General features: G+C 59.7%; 14 protein-coding genes and 1 pseudogene. 10 read left to right on the top strand and 5 right to left on the bottom strand.

Annotated features, from left to right (window positions below; genetic code table 11):
* Positions 1–311 precede the first annotated feature (311 nt).
* Positions 312–1,334 (bottom strand): IS110 family RNA-guided transposase, encoded by a 1,023-nt coding sequence (locus ACZ9H4_RS36930; RefSeq protein WP_476123204.1) that lies wholly within the window; start codon positions 1,332–1,334, stop codon positions 312–314.
* Positions 1,335–2,778: 1,444 nt separating this feature from the next.
* Here ACZ9H4_RS36930 and ACZ9H4_RS36925 point away from each other — a divergent pair.
* The 5 genes from ACZ9H4_RS36925 to ACZ9H4_RS36905 all read left to right on the top strand — a co-directional run bounded on the left by ACZ9H4_RS36925 (position 2,779) and on the right by ACZ9H4_RS36905 (position 5,033).
* Positions 2,779–3,000 (top strand): hypothetical protein, encoded by a 222-nt coding sequence (locus ACZ9H4_RS36925; RefSeq protein WP_476123202.1) that lies wholly within the window; start codon positions 2,779–2,781, stop codon positions 2,998–3,000.
* A gap of 116 nt (positions 3,001–3,116) precedes the next feature.
* Positions 3,117–3,362 carry a DUF2442 domain-containing protein gene (locus ACZ9H4_RS36920; protein WP_476123200.1) on the top strand — a complete coding sequence of 82 codons (246 nt, stop codon included), beginning with the start codon at positions 3,117–3,119 and terminating at the stop codon, positions 3,360–3,362.
* Between the two features lie 166 nt (positions 3,363–3,528).
* On the top strand, positions 3,529–3,963 hold the full coding sequence (locus ACZ9H4_RS36915; protein ID WP_476123198.1) for a hypothetical protein: 435 nt from the start codon (positions 3,529–3,531) through the stop codon (positions 3,961–3,963).
* Between the two features lie 157 nt (positions 3,964–4,120).
* Positions 4,121–4,645 carry a hypothetical protein gene (locus tag ACZ9H4_RS36910; protein ID WP_476123196.1) on the top strand — a complete coding sequence of 175 codons (525 nt, stop codon included), beginning with the start codon at positions 4,121–4,123 and terminating at the stop codon, positions 4,643–4,645.
* Positions 4,646–4,688: 43 nt separating this feature from the next.
* Complete coding sequence (locus tag ACZ9H4_RS36905; RefSeq protein ID WP_476123194.1) at positions 4,689–5,033, top strand: AcrVA2 family anti-CRISPR protein; 345 nt, start codon at positions 4,689–4,691, stop codon at positions 5,031–5,033.
* 284 nt (positions 5,034–5,317) lie between these two features.
* Here the strand turns inward: ACZ9H4_RS36905 and ACZ9H4_RS36900 are convergent.
* Positions 5,318–5,536 (bottom strand): annotated as a pseudogene (locus ACZ9H4_RS36900) (IS30 family transposase); the annotation flags it as partial.
* 122 nt (positions 5,537–5,658) lie between these two features.
* Between ACZ9H4_RS36900 and ACZ9H4_RS36895 the strand changes: the two are divergent.
* The 4 genes from ACZ9H4_RS36895 to ACZ9H4_RS36880 all read left to right on the top strand — a co-directional run bounded on the left by ACZ9H4_RS36895 (position 5,659) and on the right by ACZ9H4_RS36880 (position 8,580).
* Complete coding sequence (locus ACZ9H4_RS36895) at positions 5,659–6,225, top strand: carboxymuconolactone decarboxylase family protein (RefSeq protein WP_476123192.1); 567 nt, start codon at positions 5,659–5,661, stop codon at positions 6,223–6,225.
* A 66-nt stretch (positions 6,226–6,291) separates the two neighbouring features.
* Positions 6,292–7,068: an enoyl-CoA hydratase/isomerase family protein gene (locus ACZ9H4_RS36890; RefSeq protein ID WP_476123190.1), complete on the top strand. Its 777-nt coding sequence runs from the start codon at positions 6,292–6,294 to the stop codon at positions 7,066–7,068.
* A 47-nt stretch (positions 7,069–7,115) separates the two neighbouring features.
* The gene (locus ACZ9H4_RS36885) at positions 7,116–7,787 is read left to right on the top strand and encodes a peroxiredoxin-like family protein (RefSeq protein ID WP_476123188.1); all 672 of its coding nucleotides are present in this window, start codon (positions 7,116–7,118) and stop codon (positions 7,785–7,787) included.
* A 76-nt stretch (positions 7,788–7,863) separates the two neighbouring features.
* Positions 7,864–8,580 carry an SDR family oxidoreductase gene (locus tag ACZ9H4_RS36880; RefSeq protein ID WP_476123186.1) on the top strand — a complete coding sequence of 239 codons (717 nt, stop codon included), beginning with the start codon at positions 7,864–7,866 and terminating at the stop codon, positions 8,578–8,580.
* On the opposite strand, the gene ACZ9H4_RS36875 is transcribed toward ACZ9H4_RS36880, so the two are convergent.
* Both ACZ9H4_RS36875 and ACZ9H4_RS36870 read right to left on the bottom strand, forming a co-directional pair.
* Entirely contained in the window at positions 8,557–9,489 is a 933-nt protein-coding gene (locus ACZ9H4_RS36875; protein WP_476123208.1) for a LysR family transcriptional regulator, read from the bottom strand. The genes ACZ9H4_RS36880 and ACZ9H4_RS36875 overlap by 24 nt on opposite strands.
* A gap of 333 nt (positions 9,490–9,822) precedes the next feature.
* Entirely contained in the window at positions 9,823–10,938 is a 1,116-nt protein-coding gene (locus tag ACZ9H4_RS36870) for an alkene reductase (protein WP_476123206.1), read from the bottom strand.
* Between the two features lie 128 nt (positions 10,939–11,066).
* On the opposite strand from ACZ9H4_RS36870, the gene ACZ9H4_RS36865 reads away from it, so the two are divergent.
* A complete protein-coding gene (locus tag ACZ9H4_RS36865) occupies positions 11,067–11,813 on the top strand; it encodes a glutathione S-transferase family protein (RefSeq protein ID WP_476123184.1) in 747 nt (248 codons plus the stop codon).
* Here the strand turns inward: ACZ9H4_RS36865 and ACZ9H4_RS36860 are convergent.
* Complete coding sequence (locus ACZ9H4_RS36860; protein ID WP_476123182.1) at positions 11,756–12,337, bottom strand: SDR family NAD(P)-dependent oxidoreductase; 582 nt, start codon at positions 12,335–12,337, stop codon at positions 11,756–11,758. The genes ACZ9H4_RS36865 and ACZ9H4_RS36860 overlap by 58 nt on opposite strands.
* Positions 12,338–12,567 lie beyond the last annotated feature (230 nt).

Below are 12,567 nucleotides of genomic sequence, written 5' to 3'. Positions count from 1 at the left end.
TTGCTGCCCGCCGCCTCACACATCGATCCCGTTCGCTAGCAGCCGATCCTCTCGCGCGTCAACAAAATCCGCGACGGTGTAGATCCAATGCTTACAACAAGGTATCGGCTGCGGTCTTATATGCGGCCTTTTGCAAGCCGAAGCTGCGGGCCCTGATGGAATTCGCCAGGAACGTCCTCATCTCGGCCACGTGCTTGAGGCACAAGAGTGTGTTCAGGTTTGCGTTCCTGCGGTCCGACCTGTCTCGCCATCACATTGAAATCAACCCTAGCAACCTACCAGTTTCTCAACGCTTCAAAGTGCTCATCCTGCTATGCAGGTCTGTTGCTCACATGATGCGCTTCGTACGGAGTTCCGTGAGCGAGGATCGCCCAGGCGATTCTCGCCATTTTGTTCGCCATGGCCACTGTTGCTACATTTGCTGGACGTCGCTCCTGTATTGCCTTTTGCCATCCGGTTGGTACTTTGGCGTGACCCAGAACAGAGCGCGCCCCATGTATCAGCAACGTACGCAGGTATGGGTCGCCACGTCTGGAGATCGAGCCCAGCCGTATCTTTCCGCCGGTACCATTCTGACGAGGAACAAGTCCCAGAAACGCGGCGAACTCGCGCCCCGACCTGAATGTCTTCGCATCTCCAATTGTTGCTACCAGGGCCGTTGCAGTTAGGCGACCGATACCCGGCACTTCGGAGATCGCACGACATGCAGCTTCCTGTTTCTGCCAGGCGCCAATCCGCTTCTCGAGTTGATCGATGTCCTCTTCAAACAGGGTGATCCGACGCAACTGTTCGAGAAGGTTAAGAAGTATCGATCGTGGCAGCGTGTCTTCGAGTTCTGCCATGCGCTTTCTGATCTCGTCGAGTCCTGCTACGCGTCCTGCACGAAACGTAACGCCGAACTCATACAGCAACCCACGCAGCTGATTTATCTGCATCGTTCGAAACTTGACGAGCAACGAGCGCATACGATGAAGGCTTAGCATCACTTGCTGATCCTCTGTCTTGGCGGCAACCGTGCGCATGCCGGGTTGCTGCACTGCAGTCCAGATTGCCCGCGCGTCCGCCGCGTCGGTCTTGTTCGTTTGCACGAAAGGTCGAATGAATTGAGCGTGTAACAGCACCACCTCGTGTCCGAGCGCGCGGATCTTACGCGCCCACCAGTGAGCACTTCCGCAAGCCTCGAGGGCGACGCGACCGGCGGGGCGCTGCGCCAGAAATGCAATTAGATCGTCACGTCCGAACTTCCGATTCGCGATCTCGCCAGTTTGGGCGTCGACCCAGTACATCTGGAACACCCACTTTGCAATGTCGAGTCCGTATGTCGTAGCATTCATCTGGGGCCTCCGTTCCATAAGTGGTTGTGTCGCAACTCCACTCTGGCACATTGATGCCGTTCGGTCCTGGGGGCCCTCAATCGTGCCCAGTTCCCCGGAGGGAGGGCGGTGTCCATTCCATCTCGGCCGGCTGCTGCCTCATAGGAGGCCTGCGTGTCCTCCAACTGAAGCGTACCCCAACCTGACGTCAGGCCGGGCATCGAAACGCGTCAGGTTAGAGTGGATTTTGTGATTAGCTGGCGTGGCTTTCTCAAAGCTCTAGTTTCAAACCTGACAATCTCGGCGGCTAACGTACGAAAAAGTCCGAATCTTGAGGGCACCCCGAAATGAAAAACTTGGATGCGGCGATGTGAAATCAAAAAGCCACCTCGATTTCGGTGCGGCTGATATCCAAGTTACGAAAGTCGCTCGCTGACTATTGTTAGAGCAGCATCATGATCACGGCGACGAGAGAGCCGGTGACCCCTGCGGCCACGGCCTGCAACGCGATGATGGCTTCCTCGCCCCGGGCATGAGCGAAAAGGCGGTGTGCGATGTTAGTCGAGTTGTGACCTAAAATTCGGCGCAGAAATCAAGCGATTGAAAAGCATGGTAACGGACTCCGCCATGGGCGTAGCTAGCCAGCGATCGGACTTGCGTCAGATAACGGCCGGTATCTTTCGCCTCTCAGAATGCGCCGTTTGCGTGCCGCCGCGCGGCTCGGCAGACTATTCACATCACGGGAGACTTCATGAACCTGAGGAGGATCTACGTCATTGAGCATCGACCTGTCTGGCCCGGGGGCGGACAGATTGTGCGTGACGCAACTCGGTGCGTTCATGCTACCCATGCGAAAGTCATCAGGGCTCTCGTCGAACGCTACCAACTCGAATCGAAGACCATTTGAGGCCTGTCGATAGGCAGACTTTCGCGAGTCCCGCGGAGGGCTCGGAGAACCGTTAAAGGTATATGTTCTTTGATCTGCGAATTGCGAATTGCGTTAAAAAATTGCAGAAATTAAAAAATTCCCCGCATACACTGCAATGGAACAACGCAATGGACCGAGGTAGATGAGCAAAAAATCCATTCTGCAACTGCTCCGGGGATTCCGGCGCGGGTACCCATCGACTCCGCCATGGTCGGGGAAATGACACACAGTCGTGCCCGTGATCGTGGAAGTCGATCGGTGCGCTTTGCTGATGTTGAGCAGCATACAAGGCTAGCAGATCTCGATAATGGTGATGATATAACTATTGCGGTCTGCGATTTTTGCGCCGGTGAAAACTCTCCGCGAACTCTCGTGCTTCGGATGATGTCGAGGGCAGAGCGCTGTAGAGTCGAAGCTGCCGCTTGGGTGCTGGATGCAGCTTCGTACGCGGGAGTCGACGGGGCTTGAATATCAGCAGGCGATCGAGCAAAAATGGAAGCGGTGAACACCGAGAAAAGCCCCCGAGGAGCTGATTCAATGTCGAGCATCGCCCGTACTATCCGCCGGCGCGTGCGCAGAAGGTACACAATGCGGTACCACCTGTGCGTTTCGCTGTCGCTGGCCCATGCGGTGCGCGACGCCGCGTGGCTTGGCATCGCGGATGTGCAGGCCGGAAGAGTTCAGGGCTTTGGTTCACCCCGGGAACTGGACCAACACTTCGATGCAATCGCGGAGAGCGCAATCGCGTTCGTCCGGTGAGTCGAAGGCTGCAACCAGGTGGATATTCCTCCCGGTTTGGAGAAAAGATTCTTTGGTGTTGCGGTAATGAACGGCAGACCGTCCGCTGACCAATAAAGAAATCGAGAAGGCCTTGAATGAGCACTTCAGCTAAGGATGTTCATTTCGACGACAGCACCATGTGGGTCGAACTGGCCGACGGTCGTACACTCGGCGTGCCGTTGGCTTGGTTCCCTCGCTTGCTGCACGCCACCCCGCAGCAGCGAGCCGCTTGCGATATTGGCCGCTATGGCCTGCATTGGGAATCACTCCACGAAGACATTTCCATCGCAGGGTTGCTTGCAGGTCGCGGCGACGCGGCTTGCCGAACATATGGCGCTTGAGCTTTTGTGCATCTATCGGTGTGCTTGGGAGCTGCGCGCATATCGAGACGCACTGCGCGTTGTGCGCTACGGCGAGCCGCGTTCACGCAGGCGAGGCAGATGTGATACAGCCGGTAGCACTCGCTCGTGGGGCACCCAAAGTTGAATGGCCTTGTGGAGTTTTCTCATGACAGACCGTCGTGACCCGGCGACGCTAGCAGCGGTTCAGTTCCGTGACGAGCTGCTGGAAAAGGGCTGGCCGGACGATCGTGGACTGGCCGCGCTGTCCGGCAACGCGCCCGGTCCGGGAGTGGCTGTGTGCGCGAGCCAAGCGCGAGCGAACGGCGCCCTATTGGGTGTGTGGTCTGAGCCCCGGCATTGCTTCCTCTATCCAGACTTCCAGTTCTACTCCTCGGGCGCCATTCGGAAGGAGATTACGGAACTCCTCGCCGTTCTGCCCAGGGGAGACGATCGCGGCGGCTGGAGGCGGGCGTTCTGGCTGTATTCGGCTCATGCGTTGCTGGATGACCGGGTGCCGGCGGAGATCTTTATTGACGATCCGACGCGGGTGATCGCTGTTGCGCGAGAGGAATTTCTGGGCGATCGCGAGGCGGCCTGGTGAATCGTCAACTGGCCCCTCCAGCCCGTGCGGCCGGCAGGATTTCGATCTCGCGTATGCGTGGGACTCTGCTGACCGGGGGCCGCGGCAAGCCTGAGGTGGCAATGAACAGCAGACTGCCCGCCGGCCGCTACTGGCAGCATTTTTCCCGGGGGAACCCATGACCGTGCGACTCATTCAGAATGGCCGCGAGTATCGCGAAGCCCGACAGGCACTCCTTGATCTGGTTGGACTTGATCCGGCGCCCGGCACGCCGGAGGACGACCAACTGCTGGCATTGGCGGGCGGCGTAGAACGCTACGAGGTGCAGCATGTTCTGGATCTGCCCGCTGGCGACCGACGGACGATGGTGGCGAAGCGCGGCGGGAGCACTGACGCGTCTGGATCTCTCCGGTTTCTGTGGCCGGCATGGGAACGACGGCGGCTGCGATTTGCCCTGTGCATGCACACCCCTCTGACCCCGGGTGACCGTGAGGTTCTGCAGCGAGTTGTGCCTGTGATTGAGGACGCAGGCGAGCCGTACGCCGTGCGGATCGCGGACGTACCCCAGCCCTTGCAGGAAGAACTGCGGGAGTGGTGGCGGATGTGGTCGTTGCCATTGTTCAACTCGGACGGCGGCGGCGACTGCATTTACGCGTGGGACTGGTCGGACTGGCTCGACGGGCGGATTCCTGATCTCCCGTAAGTCTCGACCGCCGCAGGACAGTACAGCGGCAGCATTTCATCGTGTGGTGCCTGGCGTGCTGTCGCTGCTGCTCTACCTTTGCAGCGAAGCCTCTGAGGTGAGACACGGAGCACGGCTTCCGTCGCGCCCCGTGCCGCGTCGAACGAAGAAGGGCACGCGGATGTTTCCCGCCGAGTGGCAAACGGCCTGGGATGTCGGCGTACGCCTGGGAAGCGCGCTGCGGCGCGCAACCACGGGTGAGCGGCGCACCGCCTCCAGGGAAGGGGCCATCAATGTAAGCCCGATTCCTCACGTCCGGAGGGCGCACTGGCGTGTCTTTCTACGCGGCCCGAGGCAGAACCCGAAGCCAATCCTGCGCTGGTTGCCACCCATGCCGATCAATGTGTAGGCGGACGACGAGCTTGTTCCGACGATCCGGCCCGTAGAATAAAAGGCTCTGGGCCGAGCGCGGCTCAATTAAGGCGTGCGCTGGCGTCACTTCTCGTACGCTAGCGGGCTTTACGTAACGCGACGCCTATGCACCGGCTAGGCCAAGCCACCATCAGCCAAATCCGGGTCGCCGCACAGTTCCCATTAAGTGTATAAGTCGGGAGGTCATGGGACAGACACCGTCAGATCCGGCGAAGGTTGCTCGACCATGCAGGTGGCGAAAGTCGGCACCCGACGGCGGATTCAACCGGTGGATGCAATAGTTTGCTGGAATCGGTCGGCGGGCGTTTCGTAGTCCAGCGTCTTTCTCGGACGCTCGTTCAGCCGTCGCGCCACAGCATTGAGTTTAGCCTGCGAATACACCGACAGATCGGTGCCTTTGGGGAAGTACTGCCGTAGAAGTCCGTTTGTATTCTCGTTTGATCCGCGCTGCCACGGATGCTGGGGGGCGCAGAAGTAGACCTAGGATATCAGTGCCCCCGCTTTATGCCTGCCAGGAATGACTGTTATCGACGGCGCCTGTCTTCTTCGAAAAGGCGCTGACCTTCATCATTTGCTCACCGTCAACCAATAGGAGCAAAACGATGAGCAACTTCCAAACCTACACGATCGATAACGCACCGGCCGCCTCGAAGGCTAGCCTCGAAGACACGAAACGCGCCTTTGGCTTCGTCCCCAACTTGCAGGCGCATATGGCGGAATCGCCCGCGCTGCTGGCCGGTTACTCTGCGCTATGGGACTTGTTCTCGAAGAGCACGCTGACACCCCACGAACAGCAGGTGGTCTACCTGACCTCGAACTTCGAGAACAACTGCCATTACTGCATGGCCGGTCACAGCACGCTGGCGAAGATGATCAAGATGGACGCAGGCGTGATCGCCGCACTGCGCGCCGGCACGCCGCTGCCCGATGCAAAGCTCGAAGCGTTGCATCGATTCACGACGCTCGTAGTGCGTGAGCGTGGCTTCGTCCCGAACGCCGATGTCGACGCGTTTCTCGCCGCTGGCTACACCCGTCAGAACGTCCTCGAAGTGATTCTGGGCGTGGCAACCAAGGTGATGAGCAACTACACCAACCATATCGTCCATACCGAACTCGACGGCTTCATGGCTGGTAATGAGTGGACCAAACCGGTCGCTGTTGCTGCCTAAGCCGTCTCGGGGAGCCGCCTCGCGGCTCTCGTCCAACCGCGTATCGCAGCTTATCGAGGAACCGAAATGGCCACGTTCGACCGCTATAAGGATGCATATCCCAACGCCAAACTGACCCGTACGCCGGACGGTGTGCTCGAGGTCCGCTTCCATACCGATGGCGCGAAGCTCGAATTTAATGGCCATACGCATGAACAGTTCACCGACATGTTCCATCAGATCGGCGAAGACCCGGATAATCGCGTGGTCATCCTGACCGGTAGCGGCGACGCATTCATGGACGCGATCTCGCCGGAAGGCTTCGATTTCTTTACCCCGCGTGGCTACGACAAGATCTTTCGCGAAGGTCGCAAGATCCTGATGAACATCCTGGACATCGAGGTACCGATGATTGCCGCGCTAAACGGTCCGGTCCTGTTGCATTCGGAATACGTCCTCCTGTGCAACATCGTGGTGGCGACGCCCGAGACGGTGTTCCAGGATATGCCGCACGCTGCATTCGGCATCGCCCCAAATGATGGCGTCCATCTGCTCTGGCCGGAAATGATCGGCAGCATTCGCGGCCGGTACTTCGTGCTCACGCAGCAAAAGCTCGATGCTAAGGAAGCGAAGTCGCTGGGCGTGGTCAACGAGATCGTGCCTGCGGATCAGTTGCTGGAACGTGCGCATGCGATCGCCGCGACGCTTGTAAAGCAGCCGCCGCTCACCACCAAATACACCCGCATCGGACTGACGCAGCGCTTGCGTCGTGTGATCGACGAAGGCATTGGCTACGGCCTTGCGCTCGAAGGTATCACTGCAGCCGAAGTGGCCAGTATGGCCGCAGCGCAAAACTCGGCCTGACTCCACTGATACATCAATTCCCCTATTCCTCTCGACGGAGAACACTCATGTCACTGCAAGACAAACTCGACGCATTCCGGGCCGACTTCAAGGCAGGCAACCCGCCGTTCAACGCACCAGCGGAGATTCATCCGGTGATGGAACGCGCCACGGCAGAACTGATTGCTAGCGGGCAGGCGGCCCGCGCGATCAAGGCCGGCGACCGCGCGCCGCATTTCAACCTGAAAGATCAGGATGGCAACGACGTATCGTCCGCGGCGTTGCTGGTGAAGGGCCCGCTGGTCGTGACGTTCTATCGCGGCGTATGGTGCCCGTACTGCAATATCGAATTGCAGGCGATCAACGAAGTGCTGCCGCAGATTCAGGCATACGGCGCGAACGTCGTGGCGATCTCGCCGCAAACGCCGGTCAATAGCCGAAAGTCCGTGCGCACCAATGAACTCGGTTTTCCGGTGCTGAGCGACGTGAACGGTCAGACGGGTGCCGACTTCGGATTGCGTTTCGCATTGCCCGACTATCTGGTCGATCTGTACAAGAACCTGAAGAACGATCTGCCGGCGTTCAACAACGACCCGAGCTGGACCTTGCCGATGCCCGCGCGCTACGTCATCGGACAGGATGGGATCGTGCTGTATTCGGAGGTCAACCCGGATTACACGCATCGTCCGGACCCGTCGGACATGTTCCCGGTTCTGGAAAAGGCGACGGCCGACGCCTGAGCTTCACCGCCGACCACGCCGCGCCGGCAAGCCCGATGCGGCGCTTCAATTTTTTCCAATTCGTAGAGGACGTTCGATGACACAACGTACATTTCTCGTAACAGGCGCGACCAAAGGCATTGGCCTCGCGCTGACAGAGCGGCTGATTGCCGACGGCCACCATGTCGTCGGTCTCGCCCGCGAAGCAAGCGATTTTCCAGGCGAACTGGTCCGCGTCGATCTGGCCGACCGTGCCGCAACCGCCGCAGTGCTCGATGATCTCGTGCGACGTCACGCATTCGATGGCGTGGTGAACAATGTCGCGCTAGTCAGGCCGCAGCGTCTGGGTGAAGTCGCGCTAAACGATCTCGACGACGTTCTCGCGGTGAATCTTCATCCTGCGGTGCAGACTGTGCAGGCGCTGCTTCCCGGAATGCGCGAACGCGGCTGGGGACGCGTCGTCAACATTTCGAGCCTGACGATTCTCGGCATGACGCAGCGCACGGCCTATGCAGCAGCCAAAGCAGCGCTGGTGAGTTTTGCGCGTTCGTGGGCGCTGGAACTGGCCGGCACAGGCATTACGGTGAACGCCGTCGCGCCGGGTCCCACAGAGACCCTGCTGTTTCGCGCGAACAATCCGCCGGGCAGCGAGGGCGAGAAGCGCTATCTGTCCGCAGTGCCGATGGGCCGCTTCGGCCAGCCCCATGAAATCGCCGCGACGATCGAGTTTCTGCTATCCGACGCGGCCGCTTTCATGACCGGTCAGACGCTTTACGTCGACGGCGGCGCATCAATCGGCACGCTCGCTTTCTGAGGGCGCGCTACCGGTGCCGCTGCCAGCGGCACCGAGTAGCTCTTCGACGAAGGCGACGAACGCTCGCGCCTTCGCACTCACCAGGCGTCCGGCCGGGAAGACGGCCCACAGGTCGATCGAGGGCAATTCCCAGTCGGTCAGTACCGCTTGAACCGCGCCATCGGCGAGTTCCGGCGAAAACATCCATTCCGATGCAATCGCAAGGCCCATGCCACCGAGCACCGTTGTACGCATCCCTTCGGCGGCGCTGACGCTGACACGCCCGGACACCACTACCGCCACTTCCTTGCCGTGCTGGCTGAATGCCCACGATTCACCGCCGCCTCGCAACGAGTACACCACCACCTGATGCTGACTGAGGTCCGCCGGCGTCTTCGGCACGCCCGCGTCGGCCAGGTAGGCAGGCGTGCCGACAACGAGCCGGCGACTTTGCGCAATGCGGCGTGCTGTCATCGTCGAATCGTCGAGCGATCCCATGCGCAGGGCAACGTCCACGCCTTTTTCGAGCAGGTCGATGGAGCGATCGTCCAGCACGATATCGATCTGCAGGTTCGGGTGCCGGTCCAGAAACGTCTTGAGCGCAGGGAGGATATGCAGTCGCGCGAAGGTCACGGCGGCGCTGATGCGCAACACGCCGGATAGGCCGGTCGACGCGTCGCGGGCGACGTGCTCTGCAAGGTCCACTTCTTCGATTGCGCGCCTTGCGTGTTCGTAGAAGCGCTGACCCGCATCGGTGGGCGTCAGGCCGCGTGTCGAGCGCAACAGGAGCCGCACGCCGAGTCGCTCCTCGAGTTGCGCGATCGACTTCGAGACGGCCGGTTGCCCGAGTTTGAGCCGCTTGGCGGCTGCCGAGAACGAGCCCGCCTCCACAACGCTGACGTACGTTTCCATTGCTGCCATCCGGTCCATGCCGCTGCTTCTCCTTGAATGACCGTGAAGTCCGTGTCGTAGCTGAGATGTGTTCAGCCGGGAGTCTAGCGCGTCGGAATACCGACCGTGTAATCGCTCGCGTCGAGCGGTCATTGCAATTCGCATTGCAAGCACGATCCACGGAAACAATCCGCACAAGCCAAACGGCACAAGCCAAACGGCACAAGCCAAACGGCAAAAACCAAACGGCAAAAACCAAACGGCAAAAACCAAACGGCAAAAACCAAACGGCAAAAACCAAACGGCAAAAACCAAACGGCGCAGCCGCAGGCGATCCTGCGGCTGCGCCGTTTGCTATAGGTGCAGTCCGATTCAAATAACCGGTGCCGCACTGTGGAAGGAATAATCGGTGTAACCGCGTGCATCGCCGCCGTAGAAGGTCGAGCGGTCGTAACGGTTCAGAGGCGCCCCGACGCGCAGTCGCTCGGGCAAATCCGGATTGGAGATGAACAGACGACCAAACGCGACGAGATCGGCGTCGCCTGCTTCGATGATGCGATGCGCACTGTCCGCAGTGAAGCCGCCCGCTGCGATCAGGGTGCCTTTGAACATCTGCCGCAAGTCTTTTGCCGAAACCGCCGACGCGGCCGCGTCAATGTCATCGTTACCGCGCACACGCGGCTCAACCACGTGCAGATAAGCCAGCCCATAGCTGTCCAGTCGACGCGCGACATAGCCGAACGTGGCATGCGGATCGCTATCGGACATCGTGCCGTACGAGCTTCCCGGCGATAGACGAACCGCGATCTGGCTTGCATCCCACACCGAAGCGATTGCATCAAGCACCTCGAACAGAAAGCGTGCGCGGTTCTCTAGCGAGCCGCCGTACGCATCCGTACGGTGATTCGAACCGTTCTGCAGAAACTGGTCGGGCAGATAGCCATTCGCGGCATGCAGTTCGACACCATCGAAACCAGCCCGTTTCGCAAGCGCAGCAGCGTGTCGGAATTCCTCGATTACGCCGGGAATCTCGTCAAGTGCGAGCGCACGCGGGACGACCTGTTCGACTTCGACAACCAGGCCGCTTTCGTCGTGGATTGCCGAGTGTTCATAGGCGCGGATGGCAGAAGGCGCGACCGGCACTTCTCCAACGATGTTGGCGGGATGCGCCTGTCGTCCCGCATGCCACAGTTGCAAGAAGATGCGTCCACCTTTCGCGTGGACAGCGTCTGTGACGCGTCTCCAGCCGTGTGTATGTGCTTCGGTGTAGATGCCCGGTGCGCCCACATAGGCGAAGCCGAGCGGAGACACGGAGGTTGCATCGGAAATCAGCAAACCGCCCGACGAAGCGCGCTGCGCATAGTAATCGACCATCAGATCGCCGGGAACGTTGTCGGCGTCGGTGCGCATCCGTGTGAGCGGTGCCATGACGACGCGGTGACTGACCGGATAGGGGCCGACTTGAGTCTCGGTAAAGAGTGGGTTCATTGCGCTACCTAAAAAAAGGGAGAAGACCTCTGGATCTTCCGGGCAAGCGCGCATGTGCAGAAGACAGCACCGGGCGATAACTGTCATTCCTGCGCGGAATACTGAGAAGGGCGAGGCGTCGAGCGTCGTTGGTCATTCCTTGCGGGAATAGCGCTTATCACTCCGGCCGGACTTCACCGGATGTCGAAAGCCACGCAAAGTTCGTCTCACGCCGAACCGATATCTCTCTTAAAGGACCACACGCCATGTACCACGTTCATGCTTTCGCCACACCCAATTCCGTCAAGGTGCCGATCGCACTTGAAGAGCTCGGCATCGACTACACGCTACATGCGGTCAACGTTCGAAAGGGCGAACAGAAGAACGATGCATTTCTCGCGTTGAATGCGAACGGGAAGGTGCCCGTGCTGACCACCGACGACCGCGATTTCACGCTGACCGAGTCAGCGGCCATCCTTGTTTATCTCGCTGAGAAGCACGGCAAGCTCCTCTCGCAAGACCCCGTGCGCCGGCCTCGCACGTTTGAACAACTGTTCGTCCATGCGTTGGGGCTGAGCCCGGCCTTCGGACAAGCCGGTTACTTCCTTAAATTTGCACCGGAAGTGATGCCGCACGCCATCGAGCGCTTCTCGGGCGAAGCGAACCGTCAACTGAAACTGCTCGACGCGATTCTTTCCGGTCAACCGTTCGTTGCGGGCGACGAATATTCCATCGCCGATATTGCGCACTTCGGATGGATATGGCGGCGTACCTTCCCGAACCTGGCGCTGGACGAGACGCCGCATGTTCAACGCTGGGACGACGCGATGCTTGCACGTCAGGCAGTGACGAAGGCAATCGGGAAACTCGAACTGCTTGCGAACGAGAACGGTTGATGTCCATCAAGCACAGTGACCGGCCGGAAATCTACGCCGGTCAACTGCTCGCTTGCTGTCCATAACCGACGGGCCAACTTCGGCTCGACCGCCCAGGGGCGCTCGCCGGTCTTTTCGCTTTCGGACACGGCCAGAGGCGCGATATCTGAGTCCTCGCAATAGCCTCCGCCCATGCCGTCGAGCTGATGACTGGTGGCGCACCACACGAGTGTGGCGTCGCCCTGTTCGAGGCTCTTGAAACCCGCCTGTTCAGTCGATAGCAGGTTGCCGTCTGCGTCGGCGGCCCCCACACGGCGATAGTCGTCGATATCCAGATGACGTGAGAGCGGCGTGAAGAGCGAGCCGGGATGCAGACTGAATGCGCGAGCGCCCTCCGCCTCGAGATGGTCCACGCCGACGGCAAACAGGGCGTTGGCGGTTTTGGGCTGCCCATACGTGATCCAATTGTCGTAGGATCGTCGAAATCCACAGGAGACAAGCGATGACCAAGCGACGACACCGACACCACCCGCGCTTCGTTGCATGAAGGAATGCGGTCGACAAACGGGGCGTCAACTGGAAATGACTCAGCAGGATCGCAGATGTCAGCGACCGCTCTTGTGGGCGAAAAGAGACGCTCAAAGGAGATTGACAACATGGATGCGAATGTCGCTTCCTGGCCCAGAGTGTGTGAAAACGCATTGATCGCCTAAACTGAATTAACGCGTTCAGACTGGGTGACTCATGAAGCGATTCGTTGAAGGCGATGACCGCA

It is taken from the genome of Paraburkholderia sp. TE9906 (assembly GCF_056279605.1).
The sequence above is the reverse complement of the archived record's forward strand: the minus strand, read 5'-3'. Positions and strand labels throughout refer to the sequence as shown.

Coding starts and splice junctions, on each gene's coding strand:
- ACZ9H4_RS36915 (WP_476123198.1), top strand. CDS start 3,529: ATGACAGACCGTCGTGACCCGGCGACGCTAGCAGCGGTTCAGTTCCGT.
- ACZ9H4_RS36880 (WP_476123186.1), top strand. CDS start 7,864: ATGACACAACGTACATTTCTCGTAACAGGCGCGACCAAAGGCATTGGC.
- ACZ9H4_RS36875 (WP_476123208.1), bottom strand. CDS start 9,489: ATGGACCGGATGGCAGCAATGGAAACGTACGTCAGCGTTGTGGAGGCG.
- ACZ9H4_RS36925 (WP_476123202.1), top strand. CDS start 2,779: ATGTCGAGCATCGCCCGTACTATCCGCCGGCGCGTGCGCAGAAGGTAC.
- ACZ9H4_RS36930 (WP_476123204.1), bottom strand. CDS start 1,334: ATGAATGCTACGACATACGGACTCGACATTGCAAAGTGGGTGTTCCAG.
- ACZ9H4_RS36890 (WP_476123190.1), top strand. CDS start 6,292: ATGGCCACGTTCGACCGCTATAAGGATGCATATCCCAACGCCAAACTG.
- ACZ9H4_RS36860 (WP_476123182.1), bottom strand. CDS start 12,337: ATGCAACGAAGCGCGGGTGGTGTCGGTGTCGTCGCTTGGTCATCGCTT.
- ACZ9H4_RS36910 (WP_476123196.1), top strand. CDS start 4,121: ATGACCGTGCGACTCATTCAGAATGGCCGCGAGTATCGCGAAGCCCGA.
- ACZ9H4_RS36885 (WP_476123188.1), top strand. CDS start 7,116: ATGTCACTGCAAGACAAACTCGACGCATTCCGGGCCGACTTCAAGGCA.
- ACZ9H4_RS36920 (WP_476123200.1), top strand. CDS start 3,117: ATGAGCACTTCAGCTAAGGATGTTCATTTCGACGACAGCACCATGTGG.
- ACZ9H4_RS36895 (WP_476123192.1), top strand. CDS start 5,659: ATGAGCAACTTCCAAACCTACACGATCGATAACGCACCGGCCGCCTCG.
- ACZ9H4_RS36870 (WP_476123206.1), bottom strand. CDS start 10,938: ATGAACCCACTCTTTACCGAGACTCAAGTCGGCCCCTATCCGGTCAGT.